The organism is Streptomyces sp. NPDC004327, from assembly GCF_042873935.1.
GTDB lineage: Bacteria > Actinomycetota > Actinomycetes > Streptomycetales > Streptomycetaceae > Streptomyces.
The window spans coordinates 278,391-294,770 of the sequence record NZ_JBIAME010000009.1 but is presented as its reverse complement, the minus strand read 5'-3'; the positions used below and the strand labels follow the sequence as shown (position 1 = coordinate 294,770).

General features: G+C 73.7%; 13 protein-coding genes. 11 read left to right on the top strand and 2 right to left on the bottom strand.

Features of this window, described 5'->3' with window-relative positions; genetic code table 11:
• Window positions 1-3: 3 nt before the first annotated feature.
• Complete coding sequence (locus ACFYU9_RS29460; RefSeq protein ID WP_389346675.1) at window positions 4-531, bottom strand: DUF3093 domain-containing protein; 528 nt, start codon at window positions 529-531, stop codon at window positions 4-6.
• 58 nt (window positions 532-589) lie between these two features.
• Between ACFYU9_RS29460 and ACFYU9_RS29455 the strand changes: the two genes are divergently transcribed.
• The 8 genes from ACFYU9_RS29455 to ACFYU9_RS29420 all read left to right on the top strand — a co-directional run bounded on the left by ACFYU9_RS29455 (window position 590) and on the right by ACFYU9_RS29420 (window position 8,188).
• The gene (locus tag ACFYU9_RS29455) at window positions 590-1,174 is read left to right on the top strand and encodes a PaaI family thioesterase (RefSeq protein WP_389207803.1); all 585 of its coding nucleotides are present in this window, start codon (window positions 590-592) and stop codon (window positions 1,172-1,174) included.
• On the top strand, window positions 1,174-1,686 hold the full coding sequence (dut, locus tag ACFYU9_RS29450) for a dUTP diphosphatase (protein ID WP_356691268.1): 513 nt from the start codon (window positions 1,174-1,176) through the stop codon (window positions 1,684-1,686). The genes ACFYU9_RS29455 and dut overlap by 1 nt, the downstream gene beginning before the upstream one ends.
• A 1-nt stretch (window position 1,687) precedes the next feature.
• A complete protein-coding gene (locus tag ACFYU9_RS29445) occupies window positions 1,688-2,446 on the top strand; it encodes a DUF3710 domain-containing protein (protein ID WP_389207801.1) in 759 nt (252 codons plus the stop codon).
• Between the two features lie 258 nt (window positions 2,447-2,704).
• Window positions 2,705-3,373: an ABC transporter ATP-binding protein gene (locus ACFYU9_RS29440; RefSeq protein ID WP_389346778.1), complete on the top strand. Its 669-nt coding sequence runs from the start codon at window positions 2,705-2,707 to the stop codon at window positions 3,371-3,373.
• A gap of 157 nt (window positions 3,374-3,530) precedes the next feature.
• Window positions 3,531-6,116, top strand: coding sequence for a DUF4118 domain-containing protein (locus ACFYU9_RS29435; protein WP_389207799.1), 2,586 nt, complete (start codon window positions 3,531-3,533; stop codon window positions 6,114-6,116).
• A gap of 91 nt (window positions 6,117-6,207) precedes the next feature.
• Window positions 6,208-6,894, top strand: a complete 687-nt coding sequence (locus tag ACFYU9_RS29430; RefSeq protein ID WP_389207797.1) for a response regulator — start codon at window positions 6,208-6,210, stop codon at window positions 6,892-6,894.
• A 127-nt stretch (window positions 6,895-7,021) separates the two neighbouring features.
• On the top strand, window positions 7,022-7,420 hold the full coding sequence (locus tag ACFYU9_RS29425) for an OB-fold nucleic acid binding domain-containing protein (protein WP_389207795.1): 399 nt from the start codon (window positions 7,022-7,024) through the stop codon (window positions 7,418-7,420).
• A 3-nt stretch (window positions 7,421-7,423) separates the two neighbouring features.
• Window positions 7,424-8,188, top strand: a complete 765-nt coding sequence (locus tag ACFYU9_RS29420; RefSeq protein ID WP_389207793.1) for a DUF3159 domain-containing protein — start codon at window positions 7,424-7,426, stop codon at window positions 8,186-8,188.
• 247 nt (window positions 8,189-8,435) lie between these two features.
• Here ACFYU9_RS29420 and ACFYU9_RS29415 read toward each other — a convergent pair whose 3' ends face one another.
• Entirely contained in the window at window positions 8,436-11,231 is a 2,796-nt protein-coding gene (locus ACFYU9_RS29415) for a lysylphosphatidylglycerol synthase domain-containing protein (protein WP_389346672.1), read from the bottom strand.
• Window positions 11,232-11,402: 171 nt separating this feature from the next.
• Between ACFYU9_RS29415 and ACFYU9_RS29410 the strand changes: the two genes are divergently transcribed.
• The 3 genes from ACFYU9_RS29410 to ACFYU9_RS29400 all read left to right on the top strand — a co-directional run bounded on the left by ACFYU9_RS29410 (window position 11,403) and on the right by ACFYU9_RS29400 (window position 16,258).
• A complete protein-coding gene (locus tag ACFYU9_RS29410) occupies window positions 11,403-11,744 on the top strand; it encodes an MGMT family protein (protein WP_389208238.1) in 342 nt (113 codons plus the stop codon).
• A 159-nt stretch (window positions 11,745-11,903) separates the two neighbouring features.
• On the top strand, window positions 11,904-15,326 hold the full coding sequence (locus ACFYU9_RS29405) for an ATP-dependent helicase (RefSeq protein WP_389346776.1): 3,423 nt from the start codon (window positions 11,904-11,906) through the stop codon (window positions 15,324-15,326).
• A 122-nt stretch (window positions 15,327-15,448) separates the two neighbouring features.
• Complete coding sequence (locus ACFYU9_RS29400) at window positions 15,449-16,258, top strand: hypothetical protein (RefSeq protein ID WP_389208240.1); 810 nt, start codon at window positions 15,449-15,451, stop codon at window positions 16,256-16,258.
• Window positions 16,259-16,380 lie beyond the last annotated feature (122 nt).

Here is a 16,380-nt window from a genome sequence, read left to right as displayed (position 1 = left end):
CCCTTACGCGTTCTCGGCGCGGGCCGACTCCAGGGCCGTCACGAGGCCCTCCGGGTTCCGGCTGGACAGATAGACGTACGGCGTCGGGTCCGCCGGGTCCGTCACCTCGATCCGTACCGCCTGCGGCACATAGCTGCGCATCAGCATGAAGGCGCGCGGATCGGCCTTGTACGTGCGCCAGGCGCGCGCCTCCTCGGCGTCGAGCACCTCCGGCGCCCCGAGCGCCGACACCGGAATCCGCGCGTCCCCGGCGACCAGCGAGCCGGCCACCACCCGCACACGGGCCGAGCCGTACGAGGAGACCGCCGCCGAGGCCAGCGCCGCCACCACGATGAAACCGGCCAGCGTCGGCACCGGACCCAGCGGGAACATGACCAGGGCCCCGGACAGGCCGAACAGACCCGCGATCAGCCACCACGAGCGTGGCGCGGTCAGGCGCTCGTCGAAGCTCGGCGCGGCGGACTGTGCGGCGGACTGTGCGGCGGACTGTGCGGCGGGCTGTTCGGGGGACGGTGCGGAAGGCTGCTGCATGCGTCCAAGCTTGGCACGGCGCGACCCGCGCCCGGCCGCGCGGGTAAGGTCTGCGCCTGTGACAGGAACATCCCCCGCTCTCACCCCGCCGGCCGACGCCATAGCGCCGGTACGCCACCCCGACGCGCCCGCCCCCGGCGAGCTCCTCGGCGCTCACTACGCGTACTGCTTCGGGTGCGGCGGCGGGCAGCCCCACGGCCTCCACCTGGAGGCCCGCGCGGGCGAGGGCGTGACCGTCACCGCCGAGTTCACCGTGACCGCCGACCACCAGGGCGCGCCCGGTCTCGCCCACGGCGGCGTCCTCGCCACCGCGCTCGACGAGACCATCGGCTCCCTGAACTGGCTGCTCCGCGTCATCGCCGTGACCGGACGCCTGGAGACCGACTTCGCCCGGCCCGTCCCGGTCGGCACCGTGCTCCACCTGGAGGCCGAGGTCACCGCCGTGCACGGCCGCAAGATCTACTCGACCGCCGTCGGCCGGATCGGCGGGCCCGAGGGCCCCGTCGCCGTCCGCGCCGACGCCCTCTTCATCGAGGTCAAGGTCGACCACTTCATCGACAACGGCCGCCCGGAGGAGATCCAGGCCGCCATGTCCGACCCCGACCAGGTCAGGCGCGCCCGCGCCTTCGAGGTGAACCCCTGATGCGCAATCCCGTCGACGTACTCATCCGCCGGCTCGACCCGGACGTGCCGATCCCGGCCTACGGCCACCCCGGCGACGCCGGCGCCGACCTGGTGACCACCGAGGCCGCCGAGCTCGCCCCGGGAGAGCGGGCCGTGCTGCCCACCGGGGTCTCCATCGCCCTCCCCGACGGCTACGCCGCCTTCGTCCACCCGCGCTCGGGCCTCGCCGCCCGCTGCGGCGTCGCCCTCGTGAATGCCCCGGGGACGGTCGATGCCGGGTACCGTGGAGAGATCAAGGTGATCGTGGTCAATCTCGACCCGCGCGAGAGCGTGCGGTTCGAACGATTCGACCGGATTGCCCAGCTGGTCGTCCAGCAGGTCGAGAAGGTGCGCTTCCACGAGGTGGCGGAGCTTCCCGGCTCCGCGCGGGCCGAGGGGGGCTTCGGGTCCACCGGCGGCCATGCCGCCGTGGACGGCACAACGGGTGGGAATCGATACGCTTCGGTCGTATCCGACCGGGAAGGACAGTGACGTGTTCGGACGTCGCAAGAAGAGCGGTACCGCTGACGCAGCGGGCGAGGCCGAGCAGGTCGTCGATGCCGTCGACACCGATGACGCGGCCGATGAGTCGCGCCGGGTGAACCTTCCGCCGGCGCCGCGGCCCGACGGGCCCTGGGACATCTCCGAGGTCGGCAAGCCGGAGGAGGGCCGAGTGGACCTCGGCGGCCTCTACGTGCCCGGCGTCGAGGGCATGGAGCTGCGCGTGGAGGTGGCGGGCGACGCGATCGTCGCGGCCACCGTCGTGCTCCGCGACAGCGCCGTCCAGCTGCAGGCGTTCGCCGCGCCCAAGAAGGAAGGCATCTGGGGCGAGGTCCGCGACGAGATCGCCGAGGGCATCACCCAGCAGGGCGGCGTCATCGAGGAGATCGAGGGCCCGCTGGGCTGGGAGCTGCGCGCGCAGGTCCCGGTGCAGCTGCCCGACGGCAACCGGGGCGTCCAGCTGGTGCGCTTCGTGGGTGTCGACGGCCCGCGCTGGTTCCTGCGCGGTGTGATCTCCGGGCAGGGCGCCGTGCAGCCCGAGGCCGCCGGCCTCCTGGAGCAGATCGTGCGCGACACCGTGGTCGTCCGCGGCGAGGGCCCGATGGCCCCGCGCGACCCGATCGTCCTCAAGCTGCCCAACGACGCCCAGATGGTGCCGGACGGCGTGCAGCAGGAGGACCAGGCCGGCTCCCGGTTCTCCGGCGGCATGGGCCAGCTCCAGCGCGGACCGGAGATCTCCGAGATCCGCTGACCTGCTGACCTCCGGCTGAGCTCGGCCGGGTTCCGTCGAGTTCCGCCGAGTTCTCAGAACCTCGACAGATGGGCCGCTTCCCGATCGGGAAGCGGCCCATCGCGCGTTGTCCACAGGTGCTCGTCCACAGGTCTGGCACAGGTCCTGGTGATCGGCACATACTGGCGGCGCACACGTTCGAACCAGGGGGGTTTCACGGTGAGTGAGAGCAATGCGCGGACCGGCACGGCCGTCATCGAGGACCCGGCGGGCACGCCGATGGTCCGGGTGGAGGACCTGCGCCGCTCGTACGGGACGGGCGACGCCGCCGTGCACGCCCTGCGCGGGGTCTCCTTCGGCATCCCGCGCGGCGAGCTGATCGCCCTCAAGGGCCGCTCCGGCTCCGGCAAGACCACGCTGCTCAACCTGGTCGGCGGCCTCGACAGCGCCGACGGGGGCCGCATCGTCATCGACGGCGTCGACCTCGCCGAGCTGGGCGAGGAAGGACTCCTGGAGCTGCGCCGCGACAAGATCGGCTTCATCTTCCAGTCCTTCGGACTGATACCGATCCTGTCCGCCGCCGAGAACGTCGGCGTGCCGATGCGGCTGCGCAAGGCCGACCCCAAGGAGCGCGAGGAGCGCGTCGCCCTGCTGCTCGCCCTGGTGGGACTCGCCGACCACGCCGCCCAGCGCCCCGGCGAGCTCTCCGGCGGCCAGCAGCAGCGGGTCGCCATCGCCCGCGCCCTCGCCAACCGTCCCGCGCTGCTGATAGCCGACGAGCCGACCGGACAGCTGGACGCCGAGACCGGCCTCGCGGTCATGCAGCTGCTGCGCGCCGTGGTCCGCAGCGAGGGCTGCACGGCCCTGGTCGCCACCCACGACTCCCAGCTCCTCGGCCTGGCCGACCGCGTCCTCGAACTGAGCGACGGCGAGATCATCGAGCACTAGGACGTGTCCGGCCGATCAGAGCGGCGGAGGCCCTGGGGGCCGGGAGAAGGCGTCCGGCCGCCGCTCCTCGGCCGCGCGCATCAGGATCACGTCAATACGGCGCCCGGCCTCCCACACCCGTGCGGAATGTCCGTTTCGCTGGACGTAAGGTCGAGCCATGGGACGCGGCAGACTACGCATCTACCTGGGAGCGGCACCGGGCGTCGGCAAGACGTACGCGATGCTCTCCGAGGCGCACCGGCGCGTGGAGCGCGGTACGGACTGCGTGGTCGCGTTCGTGGAGCACCACAGCCGGCCGCGTACGGAGGTGATGCTGCACGGCCTGGAGACGGTGCCGCGGCGGGAGCTCACGTACCGGGGTGCCGGCTTCACCGAGATGGACGTCGACGCGGTCCTGGCCCGCAGGCCGGCCGTCGCGCTCGTCGACGAGCTCGCCCACACCAACGTGCCCGGTTCGCGCAACGCCAAGCGCTGGCAGGACGTGGAGGAGCTGCTCGCCGCCGGGATCGATGTCGTCTCGACCGTCAACATCCAGCACCTGGAGTCGCTCGGTGACGTGGTCGAGTCGATCACGGGTGTGCGGCAGCGGGAGACGGTGCCGGACGAGGTCGTGCGCCGGGCGGACCAGATAGAGCTGGTCGACATGTCGCCGCAGGCGCTGCGGCGGCGCATGGCGCACGGGAACGTCTATCAGCCCGACAAGGTCGACGCGGCCCTGTCCAACTACTTCCGCCCGGGCAACCTGACCGCGCTGCGGGAGCTGGCGCTGCTGTGGACGGCGGACCGGGTCGACGAGTACCTGCGGCAGTACCGCGGCGAGCACAACATCCGGTCCACCTGGCAGGCACGCGAGCGGATCGTCGTCGGGCTCACCGGGGGCCCCGAGGGCCGCACGCTCATCCGCCGGGCCACCAGGCTCGCCGAGAAGGGCGCCGGCGGCGAGGTGCTCGCCGTCTACATCTCCCGCAGCGACGGCCTCACCGCCGCCTCGCCGAAGGAACTCGCCGTCCAGCGCACCCTCGTCGAGGACCTCGGCGGCACCTTCCACCACGTCATAGGCGACGACGTGCCCGCCGCCCTCCTGGAGTTCGCCCGCGGCGTCAACGCCACCCAGATCGTCCTCGGCTCCAGCCGCCGCCGCTCCTGGCAGTACGTCCTCGGGCCGGGCGTCGGCCAGACCGTCGCCCGCGACTGCGGGCCCGACCTCGACGTCCACATCGTGACCCACGAGGAGGCGGCCAAGGGCCGCGGCCTGCCCGTCGCCCGCGGCGCCCGGCTCGGCCGCGCCCGCATCGTCTGGGGCTGGCTGGTCGGCGTCGGCGGACCCGCGCTGCTGACCCTGCTGCTCACCCATGTCGACGCGCAGCTCGGGCTCGCCAACGACATGCTGCTCTTCCTCGCCATGACCGTCGGCGCCGCCCTCCTCGGCGGATTCCTGCCGGCCCTCGCCTCGGCGGCCTTCGGCTCGCTGCTCCTCAACTGGTTCTTCACCCCGCCGCTGCACCGGATCACCATCGCCGACCCCAAGAACATCGTGGCCATCGCCGTGTTCTTCGGCGTCGGCATGTCCGTGGCCTCCGTCGTCGACCTGGCCGCCCGCCGCACCCAGCAGGCCGCCCGGCTGCGCGCCGAGTCCGAGGTGCTGTCGTACCTCGCCGGCAGCGTGCTGCGCGGCGAGTCCAGCCTGGAGGCCCTGCTCGAACGGCTCCGGGAGACCTTCTCCATGGAGTCCGTCGCGCTCCTGGAGCGCTCCGGCGACCTCGAACCCTGGAGCTGCGCCGCCGCCGTCGGTTCCCGGCCGGTGACCCGGCCCGAGGACGCCGACGTCGACATGCCGGTCGGCGACCACCTGGCGCTCGCCCTCACCGGCCGCGTCCTGCCCGCCGAGGACCGCCGCGTCCTCGGCGCCTTCGCCGCGCAGGCCGCCGTCGTCCTCGACCGCCAGCGGCTCGTCGACGAGGCCGAGGTGGCCCGCAAGCTCGCCGAGGGCAACAAGATCCGCACCTCGCTGCTCGCCGCGGTCAGCCACGACCTGCGCACCCCGCTCGCCGGCATCAAGGCGTCCGTCTCCTCGCTCCGCTCCGACGACGTCGAGTGGTCCGAGGAGGACCAGGCGCTCCTCCTCGAAGGCATCGAGGAGGGCGCCGACCGGCTCGACCACCTCGTCGGCAACCTCCTCGACATGTCCCGGCTCCAGACCGGCACCGTCACCCCGCTCATCCGCCCCACGGACCTCGACGAGGTCGTGCCCATGGCCCTCGGCGGCGTCCCCGACGGCAGCGTCGACCTCGACATCCCCGAGACGCTGCCCATGGTCGCCGTCGACCGCGGCCTCCTGGAGCGCGCCGTCGCGAACATCGTCGAGAACGCCGTCAAGTACAGCCCGCCCGGCATGCCCGTCACCGTCGGCGCCAGCGTCCTCGGCGAGCGCCTCGAACTACGGGTCACCGACCGCGGCCCCGGCGTCCCCGAGGACAGCCGGGACGGCATCTTCGAGCCCTTCCAGCGCCTCGGCGACGCCCCGCGCGGCTCCGGCGTCGGCCTCGGCCTCGCGGTCGCCCGCGGCTTCGTCGAGGCCATGGGCGGCACCATCACCGCCGAGGACACCCCCGGCGGCGGCCTCACCATGGTGCTCACCCTCAGCACCGCCCCGAGCCCCGAAGCCGCCCCCGCCCCGGACCCCGAAGCCGCCCCGGCCCCGGAACCCGGCGCCGCGACGACGAGTGTGCACACCTTCACGTAGCGCGCCGAGGTCACCTCACGCACCGCACCCGGAACCCGCCCGCACGGGATCCCGTCCCACAGAACGCCCCAACGACAAGGAAGGCCCCTCCATGACCCGGGTCCTCGTGGTCGACGACGAGCCACAGATCGTCCGCGCCCTGGTGATCAACCTCAAGGCGCGGAAGTACGAGGTCGACGCGGCGCCCGACGGTGCCACCGCCCTCCGGCTCGCCGCCGAGCGCCATCCCGACGTCGTCGTGCTCGACCTCGGGCTGCCCGACATGGACGGCGTCGAGGTGATCAGGGGCCTGCGCGGCTGGACCCGGGTCCCGATCCTGGTGCTCTCCGCCCGGCAGACCTCCGACGAGAAGGTCGAGGCCCTCGACGCCGGCGCCGACGACTACGTCACCAAGCCCTTCGGCATGGACGAGCTGCTCGCCCGGCTGCGCGCCGCGGTCCGCCGCGCCGAGCCGGTCGGCGGCGCCGAGGACGGCGCGGTGGTCGTCGAGACGAACGGCTTCACCGTCGACCTCGCGGCGAAGAAGGTCCACCGCGACGGCAAGGACGTCCGGCTCACGCCCACCGAGTGGCACCTCCTGGAGGTCCTGGTCCGCAACAGCGGCCGCCTGGTCAGCCAGAAGCAGCTGCTCCAGGAGGTCTGGGGGCCCTCGTACGGCACCGAGACCAACTACCTGCGCGTGTACATGGCGCAGCTGCGGCGGAAGCTGGAGCGCGACCCCTCGCACCCGCGCCACTTCGTCACCGAACCGGGCATGGGCTACCGCTTCGAACACTGACTCAGGTGCCGGCCGACCATGGGTTCGGTGCCCGGCCGGCCAGGGTTTCGGTGCCGGGTTCAGCACCACGTTCGGCGCCGTGTTCAGCGCCGGGTTCGGTGTCGGCAGGGGCCGGTACGCTTTCTGTATGAGTGCTGCACCGCGTACAGAGAAGCCGGCCGGTCGCTTCCGCCGTATGCTCGACCGCCTTTCCACCTCGCAGGAGGAGCTGGAGTCGGTGGAGCTCCAGGAGGACACGGCCGCGTCGGGGTGCACGCGCATCTCCGACTGTTCCGACCGCCAGATAGTCAAGGTGACTGGTACGTTGCGCACGGTCACCCTGCGCCCCCGGGCGGGTGTGCCCGCGCTGGAGGCTGAGCTGTTCGACGGCACGGCACCGCTGGACGTCGTCTGGCTGGGCCGCCGGTCCATCGTGGGCATCGAGCCGGGCCGCAAGCTGATCGCCTCCGGCCGGATCTCCATGAGCCACGGCCGGCGGGTCCTCTTCAACCCCAAATACGAGCTGCGACCGCTCGGACAGGAGTAGCCGGTGACCTCAGTCGACAAGCCGACCACCGACCAGTCGACCCACGGCCGGCACGCCCGGGTCCAGGACCCGCAGGCCCAGGCCGACAAGGCGGTGACCGAGGCGGCCCTCTTCGAGGCGTTCGGCGGAGTGCGCGGCATGGTGGAGACGGTCCTGCCGGGGCTGCTCTTCGTCACGATCTACACGATCAACAAGAACCTGCACTCCTCGGCGATCGCCGCGCTCGCGGTCTCCCTCGTGCTCGTGCTCGTCCGGCTGGTCCGCCGCGACACCGTGAAGCACGCCTTCAGCGGCGTCTTCGGCGTCGCCTTCGGTGTCGTCTTCGCGATGATGACGGGCAACGCCAAGGACTTCTATCTGCCGGGCATGCTCTACACGCTCGGCATGGCCGTCGCCTACATCGTCACGACCCTCGCCGGCGTGCCCCTGATCGGCCTGATCCTCGGCCCGATCTTCAAGGAGAACCTCTCCTGGCGCACCCGTAACCCGGGCCGCAAGAAGGCGTACGCCAAGGCCAGCTGGGCCTGGGGCCTGATCCTGCTCGCCAAGTGCGCGATCCTCTTCCCGCTGTACTGGTGGGCCGACACCACACAGCTCGGCTGGGTCCTGGTCGCCCTGAAGATCCCGCCGTTCCTGCTCGCGGTCTATCTGACCTGGGTCTTCCTCGCCAAGGCGCCGCCGCCGATCGACGTCTTCGCCGAGATGGAGGCCGAGGAGAAGGCCGAGAAGGAGCGCAAGGCCGCGGCCGAGGGCCGTACCGAAGCCTGACCCGGCGCACCGGGCGAAGGCTGATCCGACACCGGCGAAGGCTGATCCGGCACCGGCGAAGCCTGATCCGGCACCGGCGAAGCCTGATCAGGCAGCGGCGAGGGCCGTACCGAAGCCTGACCGTGCACCGCGCCGAAGCCTGGTCCGACACCGCCGAAGCCCGATCCGGCACCCCTGACGCGGGGGGGGGGGGGGGGGGGGGGGGGGGCGGGGCCCGCGCCCCCCCCCCCCCCCCCCCCCCCGACCGCTACAGGGCTTCCCGCTTCGTCAGCCAGTTGAAGGCCAGCCAGCCCGGCAGCACGGGCAGCCACAGCGTCAGAAGGCGGTAGAGCAGCACCGCCGGCGTGGCGACCTCCAGGGGGAGGCCCACCGCCACCAGGCCGAAGGTGAGCGCGCCCTCGACCGCGCCGACGCCGCCCGGGGTCGGGGCCGCCGAGCCGAGCGCGTTGCCGGCGAGGAAGACGACGGCCACGCTCGCGTAGCTGAGCGTCGTGTCGCCGTGCCCGAAGGCGCGGATGGAGGCGTCCAGGCAGAAGACGAAGCAGGCGGTGAGCAGCAGCATGCCGCCGATGCCCGTGACCAGCTTCATCGGCCGCTGGAGCACGTCCAGCATGCGCGGCACCACGCCCGCGAAGAGCGACCGCAGCCGGGTCGAGACGAACTTCCGCATGAACGGGATGGCCGTCACGACGAGCACGAGCACCGCGACCGTCAGCAGGCCGGCGATCACCGTCCTCGACGGGGTGAACGACTGCGACCGCTCCGTCCCGGTGAGATAGCCGAAGGACAGCAGGAGCAGGATGTGCGCGCCGAGGCCGAAGAGCTGGGAGGCGCCGACGCTCGCCACGGCGAGCCCCGGGCGCACGCCCGCGCGCTGGAGGAAGCGGGTGTTCAGGGCGACACCGCCGACCGCCGCCGGAGCGACGATCTTCACGAAGGAGCCGGCGACCTGCGCCACCACCGTGCGCCAGAAGCCGACCCGCTCCGGCACGAAGCCGAGCAGGGCCATCGCCGCGGCGACGTAGCTGAGCGCGGAGAAGACGACGGCGGCCGACACCCAGGCCCAGTCGGCCTGGCTGATCGTGGACATCGGGGTGCGGGCGATCTGCGAGAGCAGGAAGTACGCGGCGACCGCGCCGGCGATGAGCGAGACGAGGGTGCGCGGCTTGATGCGTTCGAGCCGGACCGGCTCCACCGGGGCCTGCGGCCGGATCAGCAGCACCTGCTGCCGGATCTGGGCGAGCAGGTCCTCCTCGCGGGCCTCGTCCAGGGCGGTGTCGAGGGCCCGCTTCTCGGCCTTCTTGTCGGCCTGCTTCTCAGCCCGGGCCGCCTTGCGGTCGGTCTCCAGGTTGGCCTGGGCCCGCGCCTCCGCCCGGGCCTGCTTGGCCGCCTCGGAGGCCGCGAGGACCGCCTCGCGCTCGCGCGCGGAGCGCTCGCGGGCGAGCCGGCGCAGTTCGGCGCGGGTCGACCGGCTGAGCGCGATGGGCTGGAGCAGCGGCAGGCAGTCGGCGATCGCGTCCGGGCCGAGCACCTCCACGGCCGCGGCGACGGCCCGCTCGGCGCCGACCCGCAGGCCGAGCGTGGTGAGCAGCTGCGCGATGTCCATCCGCAGGACCAGGTCGCCGGCCGCGATCTCGCCGCCGCGCAGGTCCGTGAGGATCACCTTGCCGGAACGATCCACCACGATCGCGTCGCCGGCGAGCCTGCGGTGCGCGATCCGGCGCGACTGGAGCGCCTTCACCTGCTCGTACGCGCTGCGCACGAGGTCGTCGGTGATCTCCTTGTCGTCGAGCGAGTCCAGGGTCCGGCCGCCCAGGTGCTCGTACACGAGCATCACGGCGTCGGGGCCGAGTTCGGAGGTGGCGATGAGCTTCGGCGCGTTCGCGCCCGCCGCGATCGCCGCGTACGCGAGCAGCGCCTCCTGCTCCAGGGCCTGGCGCAGGGAGACGATCGAGCGGCGGGTGGTGATGGTGCGCAGGGTGAGGCGCCGCCAGGCCCGGTAGAAGAAGCCGTGCGCCTGCTGCTCGCGGTCGACGACGGTGACGTCGAGCGGCGGCCCGTCCTCCAGGGTCACGATGTAGCGGCGGCCGCGATCCCCGCTGTCCTTGTCGCGGTCCTTGTCCGCGGACTCCGGCACGCCCTCGGCGCGCAGCGCCGTCACCGGCCGGAAGCCGACGCGGCGGAGCCCGGCGAGCAGCGTCTGGCCGGTCGGCCGGACGTTCGGCGAGCCGACCGCGTAGAGCGTGCCGTACGCCACCGTCCAGCCGATCAGCACGGTGAGGATGATCGAGAAGGCGGTGGTGTAGCCGGCGACCAGCATGGTGAAGGCGTCGAGCAGCAGCACGCCCCACAGCGCCACCCGCCAGCGCGGTCTGCGGGCCATGCCGACGGCGGTCATGTACGCGATGACCGGCGCGAGGTAGTTGTGCACGGGGTCGGTCAGGCCGCCGCCGGACTGCGGCTGGGTCAGCGCGTCCTGGATGGTGCCGGGTGCCGCGTTCGCCACCCACAGGTCCGTGGCGAGGGTCACGCCGTGCGCGAGCACCGCGGCGAGGACGCCGTCGGCGATCCGCAGCCCGTCCCGTTTGACCAGGCGCTCGATCGCGAAGGCGACCGGCACGAGCAGGACGGCGATCGACGACACCAGGCCGGCGATCTTGACGAAGACGTCGGGGGCGCCGCCGGCGCCCTTGTTGATGTCCTGCTCCAGGCCGGAGGTGGTGCCGTGGGCGAAGGCGGCGATGGCGAGGACGAGGGCGATGGCCAGGACGCCGACGAGCAGCCGCATCAGGTCGGACGGTCGGTGCACGCGTGCGGCCAGGAGCGGCTCGTCGCCGGAGACGCGCTCCGGGGTGCCGTCCGGGGCCGGGCCGGCGTTCCGCCCGGGGTCCTGCGCGGGGGCGTGCCCGGGCTCCTGCCCGGTGCCGTGCCCGGTGCCGTGCACGGGTTCCTGCCCGGGGCCCTGCTCCGGATCAGGCTGAGGACCACGCTCCCGAGCGGGCTCGGGCCCTGGCCCGCCCTCGGGCGGGCTGTCGTGCGTCATCACCATGTCCGTCTCTGCGTGCTGTGCCGTGGCCGTCCTGGCCGTCGTCTCCATCGTGGTCTCTTGTTCTTGTTCTCGTATCACCAGTCACCGCCCGGACGATGGTGGCACGAAGCGGGGCCGAACGGAGGCATCAGGGGGTTGTCGGTCGGGTGAGGCAGGATGACCCGAATGGAGACACAGGAGCTGCCCGAGCTGCCCGAGTACGCGGAACGGGTCCTTCAGGTCGCCGAGGAGATCCCGCCCGGCCGGGTGATGACCTACGGCGACGTCGCCGAGTGGCTGGGCGAGGGCGGGCCGCGGCAGGTCGGCCGGGTCATGGCACTGTACGGGGGCTCCGTGCCGTGGTGGCGCGTGGTGCGGTCGGACGGGGCGCTGCTGCCCGGACACGAGCGACGTGCGCTCGGTCACTACCGGGCGGAGGGCACGCCGCTGCGCGAGGCCAAGGGAGGCCCGGTCAAGCTGGACATGCGGGCCGCGCGGTGGGACGGCGGAGCCGGCACGGAGGGGTGAGGCACGGCGTGAGGTACGGGGTCCGGGCGCGCCGAATCGCGTAACGTCGAGGTTCGCGTTTCCACGCGCCCTCACTCCGCAGACCCAGCAGGACCGGCTACCCACGTGACTTCCTCCTCCACCCTCGCGTCGACGCGGGGCCCCGGTGCGTACCGGCTGGTGCGGGCCGTCCCGGCGCAGACCCGGCCCCCTGTGCTTGACGCAGGCCAGCGGGCGGTGGTTGAGCACGCGGAGGGACCGCTTCTGGTCCTCGCCGGACCCGGCACCGGGAAGACGGCGACGCTGGTCGAGGCGGTCGCCGCGCGCCTGGAGCGGGGCGCCGACCCGGAACGGCTCCTCGTCCTCACCTTCAGCCGCAAGGCCGCCGTCGAACTCCGCGACCGGATGGCGGCCCGGCTCGGCGGCCGCCGCCCGCCGCAGGCCACCACCTTCCACTCGTACTGCTACGCCCTCGTCCGCGCCCACCAGGACGCCGACCTCTTCGCCGAACCGCTGCGGCTGCTCTCCGGACCCGAGCAGGACCTGGCCGTGCGCGAGCTGCTCGCCGGGCAGATCGACCTGGAGAAGGCCGGGCTCGGCAAGGTCGGCTGGCCCGACGAACTGCGGGCCTGCCTGACCACGCGCGGCTTCGCCGACGAGGTCCGCGCCGTCATCGCCCGCTCCCGCGAGCTGGGCCTCGGCCCCCGCGCCCTGGACGCCTTCGCCCGCCGGGTCGGCCGGCCCGACTGGCGGGCCGCGGCCGGCTTCCTCGCCGAGTACCTGGACGTCATGGACCTCCAGGGCGTCGTCGACTACACCGAGCTGGTGCACCGCGCGGTGCTCCTCACCGAGTCCGCCGCGCCCGGCAGCCTGCCCGCCTACGACGCGATCTTCGTCGACGAGTACCAGGACACCGACCCGGCCCAGGTCCGGCTGCTGCGCGGGCTCACCGCCCCGACGGTCGTCGCGTTCGGCGACCCCGACCAGTCGATCTACGCCTTCCGCGGCGCCGACGTGAACGGCATCCTCGACTTCCCCGCCACCTTCGGCGGCCGCGTGCACGTCCTCGGCACCTCCCGCCGCTCCGGCGAGGACCTCCTCGCCGCCACCCGCCTGCTCGCCGCCCGCATGCCGCTGCCCCGCCTCCCCGCCGACCGCGTCCGCGCCCACCGCGCGCTCGCCCCGGTACGGGACGGCGGCCGCGCCGAGGCCTACACGTATCCCACGCCCTCCACCGAGACCGACAACATCGCCGACCTCCTCCGCCGCGCCCACCTCGAAGACGGCCTCCCCTGGCACGCCATGGCCGTCCTCACCCGCTCCGCCACCCCCCTGCCGACCCTCCGCCGCGCCCTGACCTCGGCCGGCGTCCCGGTCGAGACGGACGCGGCGGACATCCCCCTGCGCCACGAGCCCGCGGTCGCGGCCCTGCTGCTCGCACTGCGCGCGGTGGCGGGGGGAGCGGCGGCGGGCCCGGTTGGTGCGTCCGGTGCGTCCGGTGTCGACGCGCCCCGTGCCGATGCGCCCGGTGCCGACGCGCCCGGCGCGGGCAGCGCCGTATCCGGCACCGAGGACGAGGCCCCGGTCGGCGACGTGCCCGGTGTCGACGCGTCCGATGCCGATGCGCCCGGTGCCGATGCGCCCGATGCCGATGCGCCCCGCGCCGACGCGTCCGGCGCCGGTGCCGGCGCCCCGGTGGGCCCCGGCGGCGGGGCTCCCGCGCTCAGCTGGCTCGACACCGAGACCGCCGTCGCGCTGCTCGCCTCGCCGCTCGCCGGGATGGACCCCGCCGATCTGCGGCGGCTCGGGCGGGCGCTGCGGGACGAGGAGCGGGCCGGGGGGAACAAGGTGCCGGCGCCGTCGGACGTGCTGCTCGCTCGGGCGGTGGCCGAGCCGGAGCGGCTGGTGGCGCACGATCAGGCGTACGCGCGCGGGGCGCGGCGGCTCGGGGAGCTGCTGCGGGCGGCGCGGAACAAGCTGGCCGGCGGCGGCACCGCCGAGGAGGCGCTGTGGCTGCTGTGGGACGGCACGCCGTGGCCCGGGCGGCTGGAGCGGGCCTCGCTGCGCGGCGGTCCGGCGGGCCGGAACGCCGACCGGGACCTCGACGCCGTGTGCGCGCTGTTCGAGACGGCCGCCCGCGCGGAGGACCGGGTCGGCGGCCGGGGCGCGCTGAACTTCCTGGAGGAGCTCGACGCGCAGGACATCGCGGCGGACACGCTGACCCGCCGTCACACCCGCCCCGACGCCGTACGCCTGATGACCGCGCACCGGGCCAAGGGCCTGGAGTGGGACCTGGTCGTCGTCGCGGGCGTGCAGGAAGGCGTCTGGCCCGACCTGCGCCGGCGCGGTTCGCTCCTCGAAGCCGACCGGATCGGACGGGACGGGCTCGCCGAGCCGCTCACGCCCGGCGCGCTGCTCGCCGAGGAGCGCCGGCTGTTCTACGTCGCGGCCACCCGGGCCCGCGAGCGCCTCGTCGTCACCGCCGTGAAGGCCCCGGCCGAGGACGGTGACCAGCCCTCCCGCTTCCTCGCCGAACTCGGCGTCGAGCCGAAGGAGGTCACCGGCCGGCCCCGCCGCCCGCTCGCCGTCTCCGCGCTCGTCGCCGAACTGCGCGCCACCACCGTCGACCCGGACGCCTCGCCGGAACTGCGCGCAGCCGCCGCCGAGCGGCTCGCCGCGCTCGCCGGGCTCACGGACGACGACGGCAACCCGCTCGTCCCGGCGGCCCACCCCGACCGCTGGTGGGGCCTCGCCGAGCCGACCCGCAGCGAGGCACCGCTGCGCGAGCGCGACCGCCCGGTCGCGCTGTCCGGCTCCGCGCTCGACCAGCTGGTCAACACCTGCGCGCTCCAGTGGTTCCTGGGCCGCGAGGTCAAGGCGGACGCCCCGGCGACCGCCGCCCAGGGCTTCGGCAACGTCGTCCACGTCCTCGCCGACGAGGTCGCCTCCGGCCGTACGCCCGCCGACCTCGGCGTCCTGATGGCCCGCCTGGACTCCGTCTGGGACGCGCTCGCCTTCGACGCGCCCTGGAAGTCCGCGCAGGAGAAGGAGAACGCCCGGATCGCCCTGGAGCGCTTCCTCCACTGGCACGTCATGAACCGCGGCGCGGGCCGCACGCCCGCCGCGACCGAGCACGAGTTCGACGTGACGCTGGAGGCAGGCGCGTACCAGGTGCGCATCCGCGGCTCCATGGACCGCGTCGAGGCCGACGAGCACGGCCGCGCCTACGTCGTCGACTTCAAGACCGGCAAGTCCGCGCCCACCAGGGACGAGGTCGCCCACCACCCGCAGCTCGCCGTCTACCAGCTCGCCGTCCGCGAGGGCGCCGTCGACGAGGTCTTCGGCGGCCGCACCCCCGAGCCCGGCGGCGCCGAACTCGTCCACCTCCGCCAGGCCGCGGCCAAGAAGGAGGGCGGCGACGCGCTGCCGAAGGTCCAGGCCCAGGAGCCGCTCTCCGGCGAGTGGGTCGGCGACCTGCTCGCCAGTGCCGCCGGCCGTGTCCTCGACGAGCGCTTCACCCCGACGACCGGTCAGCACTGCACCACGTGCGCCTTCCGCGCCTCGTGCAGCGCCCGCCCGGAGGGCCGTCACATCGTCGACTGATCGGGCACCAGTTCGTACGCGAGGGCGCCCGGACGTGACGCGCGCCCTTTCCTCGTACACCTCCTGTCGCATATGACTTAACCCTTCTGTAAAGAAAGCCTGCGAGGAGTACGGGAGTACGCATGGCCACCAGCCGAAAGTCCTGGATCACGGCACTGGTCTGCGCCACCGCCGCCACCGTCGGTGTGACCGGCTGCGCCACGGGCGCCGCCACCGGGTCGAAGGGCCACCGCGGCGCCCCGGCCGCGGCCCCGGACCCGCGCACCGGAACCGACGCCGACGCGATCGCCGAAGAGGCCGTCCGGGTCACGAAGGAGGCCATCGGGCTGCGCGTCACCGGGGGTCCCGACGACGCCCTGCAGGAGGGCCTGCGGATCGACGTCGCCGCCGACGAGCGCGGCGCCTGCGCCGGCACGATGGACCGGCAGGGCACCAGCGCCGACCTGATCGGCGCGGACGGCGCCCTGTTCGTCCGGGCCGAGGAGCCCTTCTGGCGGGCCGCCGTCACCGCCGGCAAGCACGGCTCCGACGCGGCCGAGACCGAGGCCATGGTCGGCTACCTCAGCCTTCCGGGCCGCTGGCTGTACGTCGCCGCCGCCGACCGCACCCGCGACCTCGACCTCGGCACTGTCTGCGACTTCGACACCCTGCGCGACCACGTCGACCAGGACCGTGCCGCGCGCACCGGCCTGACCCGGGTCGCCGACAGCAAGGTGAACGGGCAGAAGGCCATCGTGCTCAAGAACAGGACGCTCACCCTGTACGTGGCGAAGGACGGCGCGCCCTACCTCCTCAAGTCCGTCCGGGCCGACGCCGCCGACCCGGCCTCCACCAGCACGTACACCTTCAGCGACCACGGCAAGCCGGTCAACGCCGACCGGCCGGCCGAGCGCGACGTCGTCAACCTGCAGTCGCTGGACGCGGGCTTCTGACACGGGCCTCCCACGCGCGCGTGGTCAGGCGCCTCGCGACGCGCGCGTGGTGACGTGCGCCGCGTGACGTGCGGTCGCGGGGCACGGCCCGCTCCGGCACGCTGGAAGACCGGGGGTACGGG

Bases quoted from the DNA above. Each gene is read 5' to 3' on its own strand.
- ACFYU9_RS29400 (WP_389208240.1), top strand. From the start codon at position 15,449: ATGGCCACCAGCCGAAAGTCCTGGATCACGGCACTGGTCTGCGCCACC.
- ACFYU9_RS29410 (WP_389208238.1), top strand. From the start codon at position 11,403: ATGGAGACACAGGAGCTGCCCGAGCTGCCCGAGTACGCGGAACGGGTC.
- dut (WP_356691268.1), top strand. From the start codon at position 1,174: ATGCGCAATCCCGTCGACGTACTCATCCGCCGGCTCGACCCGGACGTG.
- ACFYU9_RS29435 (WP_389207799.1), top strand. From the start codon at position 3,531: ATGGGACGCGGCAGACTACGCATCTACCTGGGAGCGGCACCGGGCGTC.
- ACFYU9_RS29460 (WP_389346675.1), bottom strand. From the start codon at position 531: ATGCAGCAGCCTTCCGCACCGTCCCCCGAACAGCCCGCCGCACAGTCC.
- ACFYU9_RS29415 (WP_389346672.1), bottom strand. From the start codon at position 11,231: ATGACGCACGACAGCCCGCCCGAGGGCGGGCCAGGGCCCGAGCCCGCT.
- ACFYU9_RS29430 (WP_389207797.1), top strand. From the start codon at position 6,208: ATGACCCGGGTCCTCGTGGTCGACGACGAGCCACAGATCGTCCGCGCC.
- ACFYU9_RS29425 (WP_389207795.1), top strand. From the start codon at position 7,022: ATGAGTGCTGCACCGCGTACAGAGAAGCCGGCCGGTCGCTTCCGCCGT.
- ACFYU9_RS29440 (WP_389346778.1), top strand. From the start codon at position 2,705: ATGGTCCGGGTGGAGGACCTGCGCCGCTCGTACGGGACGGGCGACGCC.